A 19,733-nucleotide genomic window follows, 5' to 3' on the forward strand; every position below is an offset into this window, starting at 1 on the left:
GCAAGCCCCCGGCCTTGGTGGTCCCGCCGCCCGGAGTGGGCACGCGGGAGAGGCCGGGCGCGGGGGAAAAGGCGGGTAGCCGGGAGCCGCGGGAATGGCCGGCCGGCCGGGAACGGCCGGGGACGCCGGAGAGGGCTCCGCGCCGGACCGATCCGGACGGCCCGCGACCTTGGCGACCGAAGCCGGACAACGCGCCGCCGCGGGCCGTGCGGGGCGCCCCGGACCGGGAACGGAACCACGCGGTCGACCGGCACTGGTCGAAGCGGGCGAACCGGTCGTCGGCCGTCCGCCCGGCGGCCCGCCCGTTCGTGCGGGCGCGAGGCCGGCACGCGGCGATGTCGCGGCGCCAGCAGTGGGAGCGCCGGTACGTGCGGGCGTTGGTGCTCTGCGACCTGCTGGCCGGCTCGGCGGCGGGCGCGGTGACGTTCGGGCTGCGCTTCGGCGACGAGGTGACCGCGTACAACCGCGGCTACATGGTGCTGACCGGCCTGCTGCCGGCGTTGCTGCTGGCGGTGCTGGCGGTCTCCCGGGCGTACGAGAGAAGGTTTTTGTTCGTCGGCACCGACGAGTACCAGCGGGTGCTCCGGGGTGGGGTCGGTCTGATCGCCGGTGCGGCGCTCGTCTCGTACGCGTTAAGCCTTGATCTTGCGAGGGGCTATGTCCTGGCCGCCCTGCCCACGGCGATCGTCACCTCGGTGGTTTTGCGGTTCGCCCTGCGCCGGCGGCTGCACGTGGCCCGGTCGCGGGGGCAGAGCCTGCGCCGAGTGATCCTGGTCGGGCACGAGCTGTCGGTGATCGGGATGGCTCGCCAGCTGCGCCGGGAGCGCTATCACGGCCTCGAGGTGGTGGGCGCGTGCCTGCCGCCCGGCCACGATGGCCGGGGACTGGGCGCGGTCGAGATCTTCGGCTCGTTCGACGACGTCGCGAGCGCCGTGGAGCACGCCGACGCCGACACCGTGGTGGTGCTGAGCTGCCCGGAGCTGGACGGCGCCCAGCTGCGCCGGCTGGCCTGGCGGCTGGAGCGCGACGAGGTCGACCTGATCGTGGCGAGCGCGCTGGTGGACGTGGCCGGGGCCCGCACCACGATCCGCCCGTTCGACGGGCTGCCGATGCTGCACGTCGAGCACCCGCGGCTGCACGGCGGATCGCGCCTGGTCAAGGACGTGTTCGACCGGCTCGGGGCGCTGGCGCTGCTGATCCTGCTCGGGCCGCTGCTGCTGACCGTCGCACTGTGTGTGCGGGCGACCTCGCGCGGGCCGGTACTCTTTCGTCAGGTACGGGTCGGGCGGGACGGCCGCCTGTTCCGCATCTTCAAGTTCCGGAGCATGTACGTCGACGCCGAGGCCCGGCTGGCCGAGCTGCGGCATCTCAACGAGCACGACGGTGTGCTCTTCAAAATCCGCGACGACCCGCGGGTCACCCGGGTGGGCCGGTGGTTGCGGCGCTTCTCGCTGGACGAGCTTCCGCAGCTGCTCAACGTGGTGCTCGGCCAGATGTCGCTGGTCGGCCCGAGACCGCCGCTGCCGGCGGAGGTGGCCGCGTACGCCGACGACGTGCGCCGCCGCCTGGCCGTGAAACCCGGCATGACCGGCCTTTGGCAGGTTTCCGGACGATCCGACCTGCCCTGGGAGGAAGCCGTCAGGCTGGACCTGCGCTATGTGGAGAACTGGTCGCTCAGCTTGGACTTGGTGATCCTTTTGCGGACGATGACGGCCGTGGTGCGCTCGTCGGGCGCCTACTGAACGGGCAACGGCGCCTGGAAACGGACAACAAGGAGCGACATGACCGAGACGTCGGCTCGCATGGTGGCCCAGCGGGAAGGCGCCGCCGGCACCCCGCCGGTGATCGACGCGGAGTTCGCGCGCTGGCTGGCCGAACGGGCCGGGCAGCTGCTGCTGCGGGTCCGCGACGAGATGGGGTACGAGGACGGCAAGGCCCTCAAGGCGGCCGGCGACAAGGCGGCGCACGACCTGCTGCGCGCCGAGCTCGCCCGCTGGCGCCCCGCCGACGCCGTGCTCTCCGAGGAGGACGACCACTCCCGGCTGGCCTGGCCGGACAGTGAGAGCGAGCCCGCGGCCCGGCCCGAGCGGCTCGGCGCCGGCCGCGTCTGGATCATCGACCCGCTGGACGGCACCCGCGAGTTCGCCGAGGAGGGCCGCACCGACTGGGCCGTGCACATCGCCCTGTGGGCCGCCGAGTCGGCCAGCCCGAGCCGGCTGGCGGCGGGCGCGGTCGCGATGCCGGCCCAGCACCGCACGATCGCCACCGACCACCCGCCGGCGTACCCGCCGATGCCGCTGGGCGACGCCGGCACCCCGATCCGGATCGCCGCCAGCCGCACCCGGCCGCCCGCGTTCGTCACCGCGCTGGCCGAGGAGATCGGCGCCGAGCTGGTCCCGATGGGATCGGCCGGCGTGAAGATCGCCGCGGTGATAAACGGCGAGGCCGACGCGTACGTGCACGCCGGCGGCCAGTACGAGTGGGACTCCGCCGCGCCGGTCGCTGTGGCCCTGGCCACGGGCCTGCACGCTAGCCGAATCGACGGATCTGCGCTGAAATACAACGGGGCCGACCCGAAGTTGCCGGATCTCGTGGTGTGCCGTAAGGATCTCGCTCCTCGGTTGCTTGCAGCGTTGCAGCGTCACCTCCCGTCAGAATGACGGTTCAAACAATGCGACACGGCCGTAAACCCCCGGAAAGGTCGGGAAACCGCATGAGCCAGACAGGGCACTACCGCGTCTCGCATCTCGACGCTCTCGAAGCCGAGAGCATCTACGTGATGCGCGAGGTCATGGCCGAGTTCGAGCGGCCGGTCCTGCTCTTCTCCGGCGGCAAGGACTCGATCGTCATGCTGCGCCTGGCCGAGAAGGCGTTCGCCCCGGCCCGCGTCCCGTTCCCGGTGATGCACGTCGACACCGGCCACAACTTCCCCGAGGTCCTCGACTTCCGTAACGAGCGTGTCGCCGCGCTCGGCCTCAACCTGGTGGTGGCCAGCGTGCAGGAGGCCATCGACACCGGCCTGGTGCGCGAGCTGCCCGACGGCACCCGCAACCGGATCCAGACCCCGGTGCTGCTCAACGCGGTGGAGAAGTACCGGTTCGACGCCCTGTTCGGCGGCGCGCGCCGGGACGAGGAGAAGGCGCGGGCCAAGGAGCGGATGTTCAGCTTCCGCGACGAGTTCGGCCAGTGGGATCCCAAGAATCAGCGGCCCGAGCTGTGGGCGCTGTACAACGGCCGGCACCACCCGGGCGAGTCGATCCGGGTCTTCCCGCTGTCCAACTGGACCGAGCTGGACGTGTGGCACTACATCGCCCGCGAGCAGATCCCGCTGCCGCCGATCTACTACGCGCACGACCGCGAGGTCGTCGAGCGCGGCGGCATGTTCTACGCGGTCAACGAGTTCATCCGGCTGCGCGACGGCGAGACCTCGGAGGTCCGCCGGGTGCGCTACCGGACCGTCGGCGACGCGTCGCAGACCGCGGCCGTGCTGTCCGAGGCCGACACCGTCGAAAAGGTGATCGACGAGGTGGCCGCCACCCGGATCACCGAGCGCGGCGCGACCCGCGGCGACGACAAGGTCAGCGAGGCAGCGATGGAAGACCGCAAGCGAGAGGGCTACTTCTAAATGAGCCAGGCAGTCCTGGAGACGTCCACGCGGATGGACCTCCTCCGCTTCGCCACCGCGGGCAGCGTCGACGACGGGAAGTCGACGCTGATCGGCCGCCTGCTCTTCGACACCAAGACGATCTTCGCGGATCAGCTCGAGGCGGTCGAGGCGGTCAGCGCGGCCCGCGGCGACGAGTACACCAACCTGGCACTGCTCACCGACGGCCTGCGCGCCGAGCGGGAGCAGGGCATCACGATCGACGTGGCCTACCGCTACTTCGCGACGCCCAAGCGCAAGTTCATCATCGCCGACACCCCGGGGCACATCCAGTACACCCGCAACATGGTCACCGGCGCCTCCACGGCCGACCTGGCGCTGATCCTGGTGGACGCGCGCAAGGGCCTGGTCGAGCAGTCCCGCCGGCACGCGTTCCTGACCAGCCTGCTGCGGGTGCCGCACCTGGTGCTCTGCATCAACAAGATGGACCTGGTCGACTGGGACAAGGCGGTCTACGACAAGATCGCCGACGAGTTCACCTCGTTCGCGGCGAAACTCGAGATCACCGACCTGACGATCATCCCGGTGTCGGCGCTCAACGGCGACAACATCGCCTCCCGGTCGGAGAACAGCCCCTGGTACGAAGGCCCGTCGCTGCTGCACCACCTCGAGCACGTGCACATCGCCTCCGACCGCAACCTGGTCGACGTGCGCTTCCCGGTGCAGTACGTGATCCGCCCGCAGTCCACCACGGTCACCGACTACCGCGGTTACGCCGGCCAGGTCGCCTCCGGCGTGCTCAAGCCCGGCGACGAGGTGATGGTGCTGCCGTCCGGGCTGCACAGCACCATCGCCGCGATCGACACCGCCGACGGGCCGGTCGCCGAGGCGTTCCCGCCCATGTCGGTCACCGTCCGGCTCACCGACGAGATCGACATCTCGCGCGGCGACATGATCTGCCGCCCGCACAACGCGCCCGCGGTCGCTCAGGACATCGAGGCCATGGTCTGCTGGATGGACGAGACCGCGCCGCTGCGCGTCGGCGGCAAATACGCGATCAAACACACCACGCGTACGGCCCGCACGGTGATCCGCGGGCTGCAGTACCGGCTCGACGTGAACACGCTGCACCGCGACGAGAACGCCGGCGAGCTGCAGCTCAACGAGATCGGCCGGATCCGGCTGCGCACCACCGTGCCGCTGCTCGCCGACGAGTACCGCCGCAACCGCACCACCGGCGGCTTCATCCTGATCGACGAGAGCACCAACCGCACGGTCGGCGCGGGGATGATCATCGAAGCGCAGTAGGCGCCATCAGCGTCGCCCAGACCACTTTTCCGGTCCGCGTGGGGAGCCATCCCCACGCGGACGTGGTCGCGGACACCAGCCGCATGCCCTGGCCCCGCTCGTCCAGCGGCCGGCTCCGCTGCGGGCGGGCCGGCTTGCGCAGCACCGGGGGCGCGGCGGAGCCGTCCGAGACGCACAGGTGGATGCTGCCGTCGCGCAGGCTCACCACCACGCCGATCGGCGTGCGCGCGTGCTCGATCGCGTTGGTCACCAGCTCCGAGATCACCAGCCGGCCCGGGAACAGCAGCTCCGGCAGCCCCCACGACAGGCAGGCGTCGCCCACCAGGTTGCGGGCCATGCTCGGCGATTCCGGCTCGGGCGGCAGGGTCATCGTCACCCGCTCGGTCAGCGGCAGCCGCCCGGCGATCGCCACCCGCGCCTGCCGCACCTTCGCGTACACCGGCAGGACGAGCCGCGCGCCCAGGCGCTGCATGCGGTCGGCGAGCGGCAGCGCCGGCGGGATGCACATGGCGAGCACCACGGCCGGCTCCCGCTCGCGGGCGACGCGCTGCGCGCTGATCCAGGTCGGCGCGCTCATGCTGTACGGGTCGTCGAGCCCGGAGAGGTCGACGATCAGCGCCTCGGGGTGCTCGGCGAGGCACTTCTGGAGCTTCGTGGTGACGGCCTGACACAGCGGACGATCCCAGACGCCGCGCACGGTCATCAGGGCCACCGCGGCGTCCACATCCCCCTCGATGAGGACATGTTCGTCCCCGGTGCGTGGATACGCTGTGCTCACGGACATGACGCCACGGTAACCGCGTTCCGGCCCGGGCCCGATGGCCGCTTAGCTCCTCCGGGTGTCGGCTCTAAGTCCTGCAACGTTGTAAAGTCCAGCCCGTGCCGCCAGGCCTCAAGGACGTCGCGGCCCGCGCCGGTGTGTCGATCAAGACGGTGTCCAACGTCGTCAACGGCTACGTTCACGTCGCGCCGGAGACCCGCGCCCGGGTCCAGGCCGCGATCGACGCGCTCGGCTACGTGCCCAACGCCGCCGCCCGCCGCCTGCGCGGCGGCCGCTCCGGCGTGATCGCGCTGGCCGTGCCCGACCTGCGCTCGGCCTACTTCGCCGAGCTCGCCGGGCACATCGTGCAGGCCGCCGCGCCGCGCGGCTGGACCGTGCTGATCGATCAGACCGACGGGCGCGCCGAGCGAGAGCACGACCTGGCCGCCGGGCTGCGCCGGCACGCCATCGACGGCCTCATCCTCAGCCCGGTCGAGATCGTGACCGGCGAAAGCCCGCCCGAGACGAGGCGGGCCGAGGGGCAGCGGCCCGGCGAGGCGGCGCGGCCCGGGGAGGCGGCGCGGCCCGGCGCGAGCGCGGTGGAGACCCGGGCGAGCGAGCTGGCCCGGCGGCACGGGGTGCCGGCCGTGCTGCTCGGTGAGCGCATCCGCGCCGGGACCGAGGACCACGTGGCCACCGACGGCGCCGCGGCCGCCCGGGATGCCGTGCGCCACCTGCTGCGGGTGGGACGGCGTCGGATCGCGGCGATCGGCGCGCCCGTGGGACCGGCCGCGGTGACGTGGCGGCAGCGGCTGGCCGGATATCGCTCCGCGCTCGCCGACGCCGGCCTCGGCCCGGTCGCCGACCCGCGCCTCGAGGTGCCGGTCACCGGCCAGCGCCGGGCCGACGGCGCCGCCGCCATGCAGTTGCTGCTCGCCCGGGCCGAGAGCGTGGACGCGATCTTCTGCTTCACCGACCTGCTTGCCCTCGGCGCCATCCGCACGCTGGTCGAGCACGGCATCGACGTGCCCGGCGACGTCGCGGTGATGGGTTTCGGCGGGATCGAGGAGGGTCGGTACAGCAACCCGGCGCTGAGCACGATCGACCCCGACACGCCGCGCATCGCCCAGCTCGCGGTCGACCTGCTCGCCGAGCGTCTGGGCGAGCGGCCGGCCACCGCCGCGCCGCCGCGCGAGATCTGCGTCGAGCACCGGATCATCGCGCGGGAGAGCACGGTCGGCCGACCCTAGGGTCTCCGACTTCGACACAGACCCTACGGCGTGTCCTCCTCGTGGTGGCGCTCGGTGGCGTCCTCGATGGCGTGGGTGATGGCCCCGGTCAGGTCGCCGGCGGGCACCGCGATGCTCTCGCCGTCGACCTCCTCGATCGGCCGGTGATCCGGTTCGGGCTCCGGGGCCGTGGCGCCCCCGGCGAAGCCGAACTCGTTGGGCTGATCCGTTTCCCGCGACTCGCTCGTCATGGATCCATGGTTACCCGCGAGGCGGTCGTTTCAAAGCCTCGTGGCACCCGGGCCCGCGGTCGCGATCCAGCAGGTGGGGGCCTTGAAACCCGCTTTCGCGTACGCCTGCTCGACCGCCGACGTCGTGGCGTCCGCCCGGTCGGCGTCGATCAGCGCCAGCACGCAGCCGCCGAAGCCGCCGCCGGTCATCCGGGCGCCGTACGCGCCGGCCGCGAGCGCCGCCTCGACCGCGACGTCGACCTGCGGCACCGTGATCTCGAAGTCGTCGCGCATCGACGCGTGCCCGGCGGTCAGCACCGAGCCGACCTCGCGGGTGCGGCCCTGCTCGAGCAGCGCCACCGTGTCGAGCACCCGCTGGTCCTCGGTGACGACGTGCCGCACCCGGCGGCGCATCACCTCGTCGTCGAGCCGGGCCAGCGCCTCGTCGAGCCCGTCGAACGGCACGTCGCGCAGCGCGGGCACGCCCAGGATGCGCGCCGCCTCCTCGCACGACTTGCGGCGGGCGCCGTACTCGCCGTCCACGTGCTGGTGCGGGGCGTTGCTGTTGATCACCAGGATGGCCAGGCCGGCGGCGGCCAGGTCGAACGGGATCTGCTTGACCTCGTACGACCGGCAGTCCAGGAACAGCGCCCGGCCCGCCTGGCAGCGGATCGACGCGGACTGGTCCATGATGCCGGTGGGCGCGCCGACGTAGACGTTCTCGGCGCGCTGGGCGAGGGCCGGCCGCTGCTCGAGCGGCACGTCCAGCCCGCCCAGGTCGATCAGCGCGGTCAGCACCGACGATTCGAGCGCCGCCGAGGACGACAGGCCGGAGCCGACCGGGACCTCGGAGTCGAGCGCGATGCGGGCGCCCGGAACCTCCAGGCCCGCCTCCCGCAGGGCCCAGACCACGCCGGCGACGTACGCCGCCCAGCCGGTCACCTCGCCGGGCGAGGTGGTCCCGAAGGAGACCGCGCCCGGCGCGAACGTGGAGCAGACGGTCCACTCGCCGGCCGGGGCCGGGCCGGCCGCGGCCACCGTGCGCTGCGGCAGGGCGAAGGGCAGCACGAAGCCCTCGTTGTAGTCGGTGTGCTCGCCGATCAGGTTGACCCGGCCGGGCGCGGCCCAGCGGCCGGCGGGCTCGGTGCCGAACTCGGCGCGGAAGTGGGCCTCGGCTCCCGACGCAGCGCTCATGCGACGTGCGCCCGGTAGAAGGTCCAGGCGTCGCCGATCATCGCCTGCAGCGTCGGTTTCTGCGGCACCCAGCCGAGCTCGGCCCGCGCCTTGGCCGACGACGCCACCAGGGTGGCCGGGTCGCCCTCGCGGCGCGGCCCGATCTCGGCCGGCAGCGCGGCGCCGGTGACCTCGCGGGCCACCTCGACGACCTGCTTGTTGGAGAAGCCGTGGCCGTTGCCCAGGTTGTAGATGCGGTGCTCGCCCGGGGTGGCCGCGCCCAGGGCCAGCAGGTGCGCCCGGGCCAGGTCTTCCACGTGGATGTAGTCGCGCACGCACGTGCCGTCGTCGGTCGGGTAGTCGTCGCCGAACAGCTGCAGCTTGTCCCGCTTGCCCGCCGCGACCTGCAGCGCGATCGGGATCAGGTGGGTCTCGGGGCTGTGCCGCTCGCCGATCTCGTGGCCGTCGCGGATGTACGCCCCGGCCACGTTGAAGTAGCGCAGCGAGACCGCGGCCAGCTTGTGGGCGTGCGCCTCCGAGGTGAGCGCGTGGTCGAAGGTCAGCTTGGTGGCGCCGTACGTGTTGGTCGGGGCCTTGGCCGCGGACTCGGTGATCGGCAGCTCGACCGGGTTGCCGTAGACGGCGGCCGTCGAGGAGAAGATGACCCGCGGAACCCGGGCGGCCCGGATCGCGTCGAGCAGCGCCAGCGACTTCACCACGTTGTCGTGCCAGTACAGCTCCGGCCTGACCATCGACTCGCCCGCCGCGATCAGGCCCGCGAAGTGCAGCACCGCGTCGAAACCGGCGCCCGGGGTGAGCACCTCGGCGGCGTCGCGGATGTCCTTCTCCACAAAGGTGGCATCCGGCGCGACGGCCGCGCGGACGCCCGTGCTGAGATTGTCGAGCACCACGACCTCGTGGCCGGCGTCGAGCAACAGGCGGCTGGTGACGCTGCCGACGTAGCCGGCGCCCCCGGTGACGAGCAGTTTCACTTCGGGCCTCTCCAGGTGGTTGCGGTTGGTTCAGTCTCCCGCGAAAACCGATCACAAGTCAACAATAATGAACATAGACTTTCACGTGACGGCGCCGCGACGCCGTCACGCGACGGGGGCCGGGGGCGTTGGCCATCCAGTGACCACGACTGACAGAATGGCGCTCATGTCCGACGTCGACCGCCGACCGCGCGTGCTCTCCGGCATCCAGCCGACCGCCGATTCGTTCCACCTCGGCAACTATCTGGGAGCGGTCCGCAACTGGGTGGCGATGCAGGACACCTTCGACGCGTTCTACTGCGTGGTCGACCTGCACGCGATCACGATGGGGCACGACCCGATCGCGCTGCGCAATCGCACCCGCATCTCGGCGGCCCAGCTGCTCGCCGTCGGGCTCGACCCCGAGCGCTGCACGCTGTTCGTCCAGTCGCACGTGCCCGAGCACGCCCAGCTGGCCTGGGTGCTCAGCTGCATCACCGGGTTCGGCGAGGCCGGCCGCATGGTGCAGTTCAAGGACAAGTCGGCCAAGGCGGCCGACACCACGACGGTGGGCCTGTTCACCTATCCGATCCTGCAGGCCGCCGACATCCTGCTCTACCAGGCCGACCAGGTGCCGGTGGGGGAAGACCAGCGGCAGCACCTCGAGCTGACCCGCGACCTCGCCCAGCGCTTCAACACCCGCTTCGGCCGCACGTTCACGGTCCCCTCGCCGTACATCGTGCGCGACACGGCCAAGATCACCGACCTCCAGGACCCGACGGCCAAGATGTCGAAGTCGGCGTCCTCGCCCAACGGCATCATCGAGCTGCTCGAGGATCCGTCCCGCTCGGTCAAGAAGATCAAGTCCGCGGTCACCGACACCGGTCGCGAGATCCTCTACGACGAGGAGAACAAGCCCGGCGTCAGCAATCTGCTGACCATGTACGCCGCGCTGACCAATCGGGCGATCGACGAGCTGCTCGAGGAATACGAGGGCAAGGGGTACGGCGACCTCAAGAAGGACCTCGCCGAGATCTTCGTCGAGTTCGTCAAGCCGATCCAGGAGCGCACCCGGGCGTATCTGGAGGATCCCGGATACCTCGACAAGATCCTCGCGATCGGCGCCGAGAAGGCCCGGGCGGTCTCGGCGGTGACGCTGGCAACGGCGTACCAGAACGTGGGTTTCCTCAGCCCGGCCCGCGAGGCCTGATCTAGGTGGCCGCGGACAGCACGCGGATCGGCGTCGCGATCGACATCCCGGAGCCCTGGGGCGCCCAGCTCACCCAGCGGCGCGCCGACGCCGGCGATCCGCAGGCCGCGTACACCCCGGCCCACGTCACGCTGCTCGGCCCCACCGAGATCGCCAGCGCCGCGCTGCCAGCCGTCGAGCGCCATCTGGAAAAGGTGGCGGCCGCCCAGCAGCCGTTCACCATCCACCTGCGCGGCACCGGCACGTTCCGGCCGGTGACCGAGGTGGTGTTCGTGACGCTCGCGGTCGGCATCAGCGAGTGCGAGCTGCTCGCCGAGGCGATCGCCGCGGCCGACGACATCGACCGCGACTCGCGCTTTCCTTACCACCCGCACGTCACGGTCGCCCAGGACGTCCCGCCCGACCAGCTCGACGCCGTCTTCGAAGACCTGGCGAGCTTCTCGGCAAAGTTCCACGTCACCTCGTTCACCCTGTTCTCACACGGCGGCGAGGGCCCCTGGCGCCCCCGCCGTGACTACCCCCTCGGCTCGTGAGGACTATTGGCGATCGCCCCGCCTCCTCATCGGCCTGAAAGGGGCGATTGCCCAGCGGAGCGAAGCGGAGCCAGCCAGTAGAGTGCGGCCGTGAACCCGATCGATCGCGCCTATGCGGCTGTCGAGGCGCGGATCCTGCGGGTGCGTCACAAGTCGCGGGTATTCGACCACTTCAGCCGGGCCCTGATCCGCTTCTGGGACGTCCAGGGCGGGCGCTTGGCCGCCGCGATCGCGTACTACGGGTTCTTCGCGATCTTCGCGTTGTTGCTGATCGGCTACTCGATCTTCGGCATCCTGCTGACCAACAACGTCGAGCTGCTCGACGTGGTCACCGAGTTCCTCGCCCAGAACCTGCCCTTCCTCGACATCCAGGCGATCCTCTCCAGCGGCCGGACCGTCGGCATCGTCGGCATCGTCGGCCTGACCTTCACCGGCATCGGCTGGGTCGAGTCGATCCGCTCGTCGCAGCGGCTGATCTGGCGCGTCCCCGAGCAGCCCGGTTACTTCGGCATCCGGCAGGCGCTCGACCTGCTCGTGCTGATCGGCATCCTGCTGCTGCTCGCCCTCTCCCAGCTCGCCGTCTACGGCCTGGAGAAGGTGACCGACTGGCTGGCCGACGGGTTCGTCCAGTCCAGCGTCAGCTGGCTGCTCACCGTCGCGGTCAACATGCTGCTCGCGGCGGCGCTGCTCGCGGCCGTGCCCCGGCTGCGGATGACGGTGCGGCGGATCGCCCCGCCGGTGTTGCAGGTCGGCATCGGCATCACCTTGCTGAACACGGTGGGCAAGTCCTTTGTCGGGCTGGTGCAGCGAAATCCGGCATATGGGCTGGTCGGCTCGGCCGTCGGCGTACTGGTCTATCTCTATGTCTTCAACCAGCTTCTGCTGTTCGGAGCGGCCTGGGCGGCGACCAGCCCGCACGGCCGGGTCGTCGACCTCTCAGCTGACGATAAAAATGCCCCGGTGGGGCAAAATACCTGGATTCGGCACAGCCGCCCGGAATGATGTGCCCGTGGGCACTCTCGTGACGCTTGACCTGCCGGCCGGCTCGCCGGTGGCCGACCTCCCCTGGGTCATCACGATCGGGTCGCTGGGCGACGACGACTGGGAGCCGATCGTCTGCGGGCCCTACGAGCGGGCCCACGCCCTCGCGCTCGCCCAGGCCGTGGTCGCCGACGAGGACCTGATGGCGGTGGTCGAGCCGCTGCTGCCCCGGCCGGACGCCGAGGCGATCCGCGACGAGATCGAGCTGGCCCGGGCGGCCGAGGAGGCGCCGGCCGGCGAGCCGGCCGCCGACGACGATTTCGAGACCCGGCGGGTACGGCCGGGGCGCGCGCCCACCGAGGCGGAGGTGCGCGCGGGCTGGGCCCGGATCGCCGCCCGACTGTCGGGGTAGGCGCCGGCGTCGGAGACCCGCCCTACGGCCGGTTGACCAGGGTGCGGATCCCGGCCAGATAGGTGTCGTGATCGGGCCGGCCGGTCAGCAGGCGCTGCAACGCATAGCCCGGCAGCAGCGAATAGAAGGCGGCGGTGGTGGCGTCCACATCCGCGTCCGCGGGCAGCTCGCGGCTCTCGACCGCGTGGACCACCAGCACCCGCATGCTGTCGCGCAAGGCCTCGTACCGCTCCTTGACGATGGCGCCGATCGCCGGGTCGAGCGTCGCCTCGGCCCACACCTGCAGCGCGACCGGCAGGAAACCGCCCGGCTCCAGCTGCCGCTCGACCTCTTCGAGGATCGCCGACATCGAGTCGGTCAGCGGCAGCCGGCGGGCGGCGACGTCCTCGATGTGCAGCTGGATGCCGCCGACGACGGTCGAGGCGATCGCGGCGATGATCTCGTTCTTGGACTTGAAGTAGCGGTAGACCGCGCCCACCGACAGGCCGGCCTCCTGGATCAGGTCCTGCATCGACGTGTTGTGCAGACCCTTGCTCAGGAAGCAGACGCGGGCGGCGGCCAGGATCTGCTCGCGGCGGGCGGTCAGGTATTCCTCGGAGACACGTGGCACGCGTCCCAGTGTAAAACGAACGCTCATTCTTGACGGGATCCCGTTGCCGGGCGCATGCTGGACGCAATAAAGAACGAGCATTCGTTTTAGGAGTTCAAGATGCGACGCAACGCTCTGTCCCTGGGCGTGCTCATCGCGATCGCGGTGGTCATCGGCCAGGCTCTGCTCATCCCGCTGTTCGCCGCGCCGGCCGCCAACCTGGCGCCGCACGGCCTGCCGATCGCCGTCGCGGGCCCGCCGCAGGTCGTCGCGCAGATCCAGGCGGCGCACCCGGGCGCCTTCGAGGTCACCGCGGTCGCCGACGCCGCCGCGGCCGATTCCAAGATCAAAGATCGTGACGTGTACGGGGCGATTCTGGTGACCGCCGCCGGACCCGAGGTGCACGTGGCCTCCGCGGCCAGCCCGGCCGTGGCCCAGCTGCTCACCCAGGCCGCTTCCGGCCTCGGCCGGCCGGCTCCGCCGACTGACAGTCCAGGCTTGGGTAGCGACATGGCTCCGTCGACTGGCAGCCCAGGCTTGGGCAGCAATGTCGTGCCGGTCCGCGACGTGGTCCCGGTCGACCCGGACGACCCGCGGGGAGCCGGGTTCGGCGCCGGATTCCTGCCGCTGGCCATCACCAGCCTGCTCGCCGGCGTGCTGGTCTTCCTGTTCGTGCCGCGCCGCGGCGCCCGGCTGACCGCGCTGGTCACCTTCGCCGCGCTGGCCGGCCTGGCGGGCGCCGGCGTGCTGGTCGGGTGGCTCGGCGTCCTGCCCGGCGACTACTTCGCGGTGGCCGGCGTGCTGGCCCTGTTCACGCTGGCGATCGCCGGCGCGATGACCGGCCTGGCCGCGGTGGTCGGGCGGCAGGGCCTGGCGCTCGGCGCGGTCGTGCTGTTCCTGGTCGGCAACGCGCTGTCCGGCATCGCCGCCGCGCCCGAGCTGTTGCCGCAGCCGTGGGGCGCGGTGGGGCAGTGGCTGCCGATCGGCGCCGGCGGAACGCTGCTGCGGTCCGTGGCCTACTTCGGCGGGAACGGCGGCGGCTTCGCGGCGACAGTGCTCGGCGCGTACGCAATCGGCGGTTTGCTCCTGGTCTTGATCGGCCGGCGCGGACTGGCGAAGAAGACCGAGGCGGCGCCGGCCGCGGCCGAACCGGAGCTGGCCGCCGCGCGCTGAGACGGTGGACGGGCCCTCGACCGAAGAATTGACGGGCGCGGGGGCCTCCGGGCCGCAAGATTAACGGCATGTTACGCCATTGACCGGGCAATTGTTGGTCAGATCGACCTAAACCGCCGTTCAAGGCGGTCTGCGATTGCGGCGTTATAACGGTGCGCCAACAGTCCGGACCAAACTCCCACCGCCGTTCTGGCCTGCGGCTACGCTCCCCAACTTGAAGACTCACCGACGGATGTCGGTGTGCGTTGGAAGGAGGGCGTCTTGCGCCCAGTACGTGGGAAGCGGATCCTTGCGATTCTCGCGGCAGGTGGGCTGACGCTCGCCGCCGCCGCTTGTGGTGACGCCCCGGACGAGACTCCCAGTGGCGGCAGCAGCGGTGCCGCCACCGCCGCGGCATACAAGGCCTGCATGGTCACCGACACCGGTGGCATCGACGACAAGTCGTTCAACGCTTCCGCCTGGGCCGGCCTGCAGGCCGCCAAGACGCAGGCCGCCAACATCGAGCCGAGCTACGTGGCGTCGACCGCCGAGGCCGACTACGAGCCCAACCTGCGCGGTTTCGTCACCAAGAAGTGCAACTTCATCCTCTCGGTCGGCGGCCTGATGGGCGACGCCACCAAGAAGGTCGCCAGCGAGAACACCGACTCGCAGTTCGCGATCGTCGACTCGGGCAGCACCGGGGCGAACGTCTACCCGATGCAGTTCGCCACCCAGCAGGCCGCGTTCCTCGCCGGTTACCTGGCCGCGGGCTACTCCAAGACCGGCACGGTGGCGACCTTCGGCGGCCTGAAGATCCCGCCGGTCACCGTCTTCATGGACGGCTTCGCCGACGGCGTGGCGCACTACAACCAGGTCAAGGGCAAGAGCGTCAAGCTGCTCGGCTGGGACAAGGCCAAGCAGGCCGGCTCCTTCACCGAGGACTTCGCCAGCCCGGCCAAGGGCAAGGCCCTGGCCAACACGTTCGTGGGCCAGCGCGCCGACGTGATCCTGCCGGTCGCCGGCGGCACCGGCCTCGGCGCGGCCGAGGTCGCCCAGGGCTCCGGCGGCAAGGTCTCGATCATCTGGGTCGACCAGGACGGCTGCAAGAGCGCGGCGCAGTACTGCTCGGTCTTCATGACCACGGTCGTCAAGAACATCACCGACGCCGTGGAGAAGGCGGCCGTCGCCGGCGCCTCCGGCCAGCCGCTCGCCGCCACCCCGGGCTACCTGGGCACGCTGGAGAACAACGGGGTCGAGCTGGCGCCGTTCAACCAGTTCGACAGCAAGATCGACGCGGGTCTCAAGTCCGAGGTCGAGGCGCTCAAGGCAGACGTCATCTCGGGCAAGGTCAAGGTCGAGTCGGCCAACGCGCCCAAGTGAACCGGTAGTAGGTAACATCCAGGCCGCCGCCCTGGTTGCGAGGTTTTCTCGCGGCCGGTGCGGCGGCTGTTCACATCGTGCTGAGCCACCAAGGGGAGATTCCGCTGAGACTCGAACTGCGCGGCATCACCAAGCGCTTCGGCGACCTGGTGGCCAACGACCACATCGACATCACGGTCGAGCCGGGCGAGGTGCATGCCCTGCTCGGCGAGAACGGCGCCGGCAAGTCGACGCTGATGAACCAGCTCTACGGCCTGCTGCAGCCGGACGAGGGCGAGATCCTGGTGGACGGCGAGGCCAAGGTCTTCCGCACCCCCCGGGACGCGATCGCGGCCGGCATCGGCATGGTCCACCAGCACTTCATGCTGGTCCCGGTCTTCACCGTGGCCGAGAACATCGCGCTCGGCGCCGAGGACGTGCGCGGCGGGCCGCTGGGCATCCTCGACCGGCGCCGCAACCGCCGGGACGTGCTGGCCACCTCCGAGAAGTACGGCCTGCCGGTCGACCCGGACGCCCTGGTGGAAAACCTGCCGGTCGGCGCGCAGCAGCGGGTCGAGATCGTCAAGGCGCTCACCCGCGACGTCGACCTGCTGATCCTCGACGAGCCGACCGCGGTGCTCACCCCGCAGGAGACCGACGAGCTGCTCACCGTCATGCGCTCGCTGGCCCAGACCGGCAAGTCCATCGTCTTCATCACCCACAAGCTGCGCGAGGTCAAGGCGATCGCCGACCGGATCACGGTGATCCGCCGCGGCCGGACGGTCGGCGTGGCCAGCCCCGACACCTCCGAGGACGAGCTGGCGGCGATGATGGTCGGCCGGGAGGTGAGCCTCGAGGTCAGCAAGTCCCCGGCCGAGCCCGGCCGCGAGGTGCTCAAGATCTCCGGTCTGATCGTCGACGACGACCGTGGCGTCCGCGCCGTCGACCGCGTCGACCTGACCGTCCGGGCCGGCGAGGTGCTCGGCATCGCCGGCGTGCAGGGCAACGGCCAGACCGAACTGGTCGAGGCGATCGTCGGCCTGCGCGGCATCCGGGCCGGGCGCCTGGAGCTTGACAACGAGAGCCTGGCCGACATGGGCACCAAGAAGATTCTGCGCTCCGGCGTCGGCTACATCCCCGAGGACCGCAGCCACGACGGCGTGGTCAAGGAGTTCTCGGTGGCCGAAAATCTCGTGCTCGACATGTACGACCGGCCGCCGTTCGGCAACGCGTTCAAGCTCAACCCCAAGGCGGTCAGCGAGAACGCCGGCGAGCGGGTCGAGCAGTTCGACATCCGTACGTCGTCGGCCGACCACGCCGTCAGCACGCTCTCCGGCGGCAACCAGCAGAAGGTCGTGGTGGCCCGGGAGATGTCCCGCCCGCTGCGCCTGATGATCGCGAGCCAGCCCACCCGCGGCGTGGACGTCGGCTCGGTCGAGTTCATCCACAACCAGATCATCCACGAGCGCGACAACGGTACCGCCGTGCTCGTGGTCTCCAGCGAGCTCGACGAGGTGGTCGGCCTCGCCGACCGGATCGCGGTGATGTACCGCGGCCGGATCCTGGCGACCGTCTCGCCCGACATGCCCCGCGAGGAGATCGGTCTGTTGATGGCCGGCATCACATCCGCCCCGGCCGAAGAAGAGGAAACCGAGTGACCACCGACGTTGACGCGGCGCCGCCCTCCTCGCCGCCGAAGAAGGAGAAGGAGGACTCGTTCCTCTCGCTCTTCCTCAAGAACCTCTGGTCGGCCAACACCGTCACCGTCACCGTCCTGTCGATCTTCCTGGCGCTGGTCATCGGCGCGGTGCTGATCGTCGTCTCCGACTCCGCGGTGCTGGCGAAGTTCTCGTACTTCACCTCCCGGCCCAGCGACGCGCTGACCGCGAGCTGGGATCTGGTGAGTCAGGCCTACGCCGACCTGTTCAAGGGCTCGATCTTCGACCCGGAGGCGTTCGCGGCCTGGATCGACGGCACCGGTACCTGGCAGGCTGCGCTCAACCCGATCTCGGAGACCTTGACGTACGCGACCCCGCTGGTCTTCACCGGCCTGTCGGTCGCGATCGCCTTCCGGGGCGGCCTGTTCAACATCGGCGGACAGGGCCAGGCGGTGATCGGCTGCGTCCTCGGCGGCGTGGCCGGCTTCGCGTTCGACCTGCCGCCCGGTCTGCACCTGATCGTGGCGCTGCTGTTCGGCCTGATCGGCGGCGCGCTCTGGGGCTTCCTGCCCGGCCTGCTCAAGGGCCGGACCGGCGCCCACGAGGTGATCACGACGATCATGCTCAACTACGTGGCGACGCTGTTCCTCGGCTGGCTGATCCTGCAGAAGGGCGTGCAGGACCCGGACCGCACCGACGCGATCAGCAAGGCCATCCGAAGCTCGGCCGAGCTGCCCGCGCTGCCCTCGCCGCTGCGGGTGCACCTGGGCATCGTGCTGGCGGTGCTGGTCACGGCGGGTGTCGCCTGGCTGATCAACCGGTCCTCGTTCGGCTTCGAGCTGCGCGCGGTGGGCGCGAACCCGCCGGCGGCCCGGACCGCGGGGATGAGCGTGGCCCGGACGTACACGCTGCTGATGGTCGTCGCCGGCGGCCTGGCCGGCCTCGGCGGCGCGGTGCAGGTGCTCGGCACGGCCGACAAGCTCACCGCCCAGGTGGCCGGCAACATCGGCTTCGACGGCCTGCTGGTCGCCTTGCTCGGCCGCAACAAGCCGTGGGGCACGCTGCTCGCCGCGATCCTGTACGGCGCGCTGCGGGCCGGCGGCAACCTCATGCAGGTGGACGTGGGCATCTCGCTCGAGCTGGTCACCGTCCTGCAGGCGCTCATCGTCATCTTCATCGCCGCGCCGGCCCTGGTAAAGACGATCTTCCACCTCCGCGCCGCCCGTGCCGCACGGCTCGGCGCCTCGCTGGCGAAGGGCTGGTGAGCCACGTGTCCACGGCCACGGTGGAAGACCTGACCACGGTCGACGCTCCCGAGCGTTTCTGGAACCGGGAGCGCCGGCTCGGCGTCGGCATCACGGTGATCGGCCTGATCGCGACGTTCGTGTTCGGCCCGCTCGCCGAGTCCAAGACCGCCCGGTTCACGCTCAGCGCCGACGCGAGCGGCGCCGCCCTGTCGATCAACGGGCAGCTCGGCACGATTCTCTTCGGCCTGGTCACCGTGGTGGTCGGCGTGATCATGCTGATCGGCAGGGCCCGCCGCTTCCAGACGCTGCTGCTCTGCCTCGGCATCCTGGCGTTCGTGCTGTCGTTCCTGTGCTGGCAGGTGGCCGGGAAGTTCCTGCCGCTGGTCGACACCCTGGACGGCAGCGTCGAGTACTCCCTGCCGCTCGTGCTCGGCGCGCTGGCCGGCGTGCTCGGCGAGCGCTCCGGCGTGGTGAACGTGGCGATCGAGGGCCAGTTCCTGATGGGCGCGTTCGGCGCGGCCCTGGTCGGCACGCTCGCCACCAGCGTCTGGGCCGGCCTGATCAGCGCCATGGTCGGCGGCGTCATCATCGCCGCCATGCTGGCCGTGCTGGCCATCAAGTTCCTGGTCGACCAGGTCGTGGTCGGCATCGTGCTCAACCTGTTCGCGCTCGGCGTCACCGGCTTCCTGTACGAACGGCTCATGCAGCCCAACGCGCTCAAGTACAACGAGCCGCCGACGTTGCCCGACTGGAAGGTCCCCGGCCTCGCCGAGATCCCGGTGATCGGGCCCGTGCTGTTCCACACCAACCTGCTGGTCTGGCTCGCCCTGGTGCTGGTCTTCGTCATCCACTTCGCGCTCAAGGGCACCCGGTGGGGCCTGCGCACGCGGGCGGTCGGCGAGCACCCCACGGCGGCCGACACGGTCGGCGTGCGGGTGCGCGGGCTGCGGTACCTGAACGTGTTGCTCGGCGGCGTCGTGGCCGGCTGTGGCGGGGCGTACTTCACGCTGGTGTCGACCGGCGCGTTCAACAAGAACATGACCGCGGGTGCCGGCTTCATCGCCCTCGCCGCGCTGATCTTCGGGCGGTGGACGCCGTTCGGGGCGCTCGGGGCGGCGCTGTTCTTCGGCTTCGCGCAGAAGCTGGCGTACTACCTGAGCGTGGCCGGCAGCCCGGTGCCCAACCAGTTCCTCAACATGCTGCCGTACATCGCGACGATCGTCGCCGTGGCCGGTCTCGTCGGCCGGGTGCGCGCGCCCGCGGCTGACGGGGTGCCGTACGTGAAGAGCTGATCCCGGTCGATGCGCGACAATTCGC

Annotated in this window: 19 protein-coding genes; 14 read left to right on the forward strand and 5 right to left on the reverse strand. The window is 70.9% G+C overall.

All coding sequences use genetic code 11. From position 1 onward, the window contains the following. Positions 1-335 precede the first annotated feature (335 nt). Genes ACFQS1_RS08950 through cysN form a run of 4 tightly spaced genes read left to right on the forward strand, consistent with a single transcriptional unit; the run spans position 336 to position 4,912 of the window. Positions 336-1,742 (forward strand): sugar transferase, encoded by a 1,407-nt coding sequence (locus tag ACFQS1_RS08950; protein WP_378965780.1) that lies wholly within the window; start codon positions 336-338, stop codon positions 1,740-1,742. 39 nt (positions 1,743-1,781) lie between these two features. Beyond that, a complete protein-coding gene (locus tag ACFQS1_RS08955; RefSeq protein WP_378965729.1) occupies positions 1,782-2,660 on the forward strand; it encodes a 3'(2'),5'-bisphosphate nucleotidase CysQ in 879 nt (292 codons plus the stop codon). Between the two features lie 53 nt (positions 2,661-2,713). Next, on the forward strand, positions 2,714-3,625 hold the full coding sequence (gene cysD / locus ACFQS1_RS08960; RefSeq protein ID WP_378965730.1) for a sulfate adenylyltransferase subunit CysD: 912 nt from the start codon (positions 2,714-2,716) through the stop codon (positions 3,623-3,625). Then, the gene (gene cysN / locus ACFQS1_RS08965; protein ID WP_378965731.1) at positions 3,626-4,912 is read left to right on the forward strand and encodes a sulfate adenylyltransferase subunit CysN; all 1,287 of its coding nucleotides are present in this window, start codon (positions 3,626-3,628) and stop codon (positions 4,910-4,912) included. On the opposite strand, the gene ACFQS1_RS08970 is transcribed toward cysN, so the two are convergent. Continuing rightward, the gene (locus ACFQS1_RS08970; RefSeq protein ID WP_378965732.1) at positions 4,896-5,696 is read right to left on the reverse strand and encodes an ATP-binding protein; all 801 of its coding nucleotides are present in this window, start codon (positions 5,694-5,696) and stop codon (positions 4,896-4,898) included. The two genes, cysN and ACFQS1_RS08970, sit on opposite strands and share 17 nt — an antisense overlap. Before the next feature lie 95 nt (positions 5,697-5,791). On the opposite strand from ACFQS1_RS08970, the gene ACFQS1_RS08975 reads away from it, so the two are divergent. Continuing rightward, positions 5,792-6,922 (forward strand): LacI family DNA-binding transcriptional regulator, encoded by a 1,131-nt coding sequence (locus ACFQS1_RS08975; RefSeq protein ID WP_378965733.1) that lies wholly within the window; start codon positions 5,792-5,794, stop codon positions 6,920-6,922. Between the two features lie 23 nt (positions 6,923-6,945). Here ACFQS1_RS08975 and ACFQS1_RS08980 read toward each other — a convergent pair whose 3' ends face one another. From ACFQS1_RS08980 to galE, 3 genes are read right to left on the reverse strand one after another with little or no spacing between them, the layout of a single operon-like run. Beyond that, positions 6,946-7,152: a hypothetical protein gene (locus ACFQS1_RS08980; protein WP_378965734.1), complete on the reverse strand. Its 207-nt coding sequence runs from the start codon at positions 7,150-7,152 to the stop codon at positions 6,946-6,948. Positions 7,153-7,182: 30 nt separating this feature from the next. After that, a complete protein-coding gene (gene galK, locus ACFQS1_RS08985; protein ID WP_378965735.1) occupies positions 7,183-8,325 on the reverse strand; it encodes a galactokinase in 1,143 nt (380 codons plus the stop codon). Then, positions 8,322-9,296: a UDP-glucose 4-epimerase GalE gene (galE, locus tag ACFQS1_RS08990; RefSeq protein WP_378965736.1), complete on the reverse strand. Its 975-nt coding sequence runs from the start codon at positions 9,294-9,296 to the stop codon at positions 8,322-8,324. The genes galK and galE overlap by 4 nt, the downstream gene beginning before the upstream one ends. Positions 9,297-9,462: 166 nt before the next feature. Between galE and trpS the strand changes: the two genes are divergently transcribed. The 4 genes from trpS to ACFQS1_RS09010 all read left to right on the forward strand — a co-directional run bounded on the left by trpS (position 9,463) and on the right by ACFQS1_RS09010 (position 12,411). Next, positions 9,463-10,485 carry a tryptophan--tRNA ligase gene (gene trpS / locus ACFQS1_RS08995; protein WP_378965737.1) on the forward strand — a complete coding sequence of 341 codons (1,023 nt, stop codon included), beginning with the start codon at positions 9,463-9,465 and terminating at the stop codon, positions 10,483-10,485. Between the two features lie 5 nt (positions 10,486-10,490). Next, the gene (locus ACFQS1_RS09000; protein ID WP_378965738.1) at positions 10,491-11,018 is read left to right on the forward strand and encodes a 2'-5' RNA ligase family protein; all 528 of its coding nucleotides are present in this window, start codon (positions 10,491-10,493) and stop codon (positions 11,016-11,018) included. Positions 11,019-11,108: 90 nt separating this feature from the next. Next, positions 11,109-12,020, forward strand: coding sequence for a YihY/virulence factor BrkB family protein (locus ACFQS1_RS09005; RefSeq protein ID WP_378965739.1), 912 nt, complete (start codon positions 11,109-11,111; stop codon positions 12,018-12,020). 7 nt (positions 12,021-12,027) lie between these two features. Further along, positions 12,028-12,411 carry a hypothetical protein gene (locus ACFQS1_RS09010; RefSeq protein WP_378965740.1) on the forward strand — a complete coding sequence of 128 codons (384 nt, stop codon included), beginning with the start codon at positions 12,028-12,030 and terminating at the stop codon, positions 12,409-12,411. 22 nt (positions 12,412-12,433) lie between these two features. Here ACFQS1_RS09010 and ACFQS1_RS09015 read toward each other — a convergent pair whose 3' ends face one another. Next, a complete protein-coding gene (locus ACFQS1_RS09015) occupies positions 12,434-13,021 on the reverse strand; it encodes a TetR/AcrR family transcriptional regulator (RefSeq protein ID WP_378965742.1) in 588 nt (195 codons plus the stop codon). Positions 13,022-13,120: 99 nt separating this feature from the next. Between ACFQS1_RS09015 and ACFQS1_RS09020 the strand changes: the two genes are divergently transcribed. The 5 genes from ACFQS1_RS09020 (at position 13,121) to ACFQS1_RS09040 (ending at position 19,708) form a co-directional block, all read left to right on the forward strand. Further along, positions 13,121-14,173 (forward strand): hypothetical protein, encoded by a 1,053-nt coding sequence (locus tag ACFQS1_RS09020; protein WP_378965743.1) that lies wholly within the window; start codon positions 13,121-13,123, stop codon positions 14,171-14,173. A 261-nt stretch (positions 14,174-14,434) separates the two neighbouring features. Then, a complete protein-coding gene (locus ACFQS1_RS09025) occupies positions 14,435-15,532 on the forward strand; it encodes a BMP family lipoprotein (RefSeq protein WP_378965744.1) in 1,098 nt (365 codons plus the stop codon). A gap of 77 nt (positions 15,533-15,609) precedes the next feature. Further along, positions 15,610-17,169: an ABC transporter ATP-binding protein gene (locus tag ACFQS1_RS09030; RefSeq protein ID WP_378965745.1), complete on the forward strand. Its 1,560-nt coding sequence runs from the start codon at positions 15,610-15,612 to the stop codon at positions 17,167-17,169. Then, entirely contained in the window at positions 17,166-18,434 is a 1,269-nt protein-coding gene (locus ACFQS1_RS09035; RefSeq protein ID WP_378965746.1) for an ABC transporter permease, read from the forward strand. The genes ACFQS1_RS09030 and ACFQS1_RS09035 overlap by 4 nt, the downstream gene beginning before the upstream one ends. Positions 18,435-18,439: 5 nt before the next feature. Beyond that, positions 18,440-19,708, forward strand: a complete 1,269-nt coding sequence (locus tag ACFQS1_RS09040; protein ID WP_378965782.1) for an ABC transporter permease — start codon at positions 18,440-18,442, stop codon at positions 19,706-19,708. Positions 19,709-19,733: the final 25 nt, after the last annotated feature.

Source organism: Paractinoplanes rhizophilus (genome assembly GCF_042664765.1).
Lineage (GTDB): Bacteria > Actinomycetota > Actinomycetes > Mycobacteriales > Micromonosporaceae > Actinoplanes > Actinoplanes rhizophilus.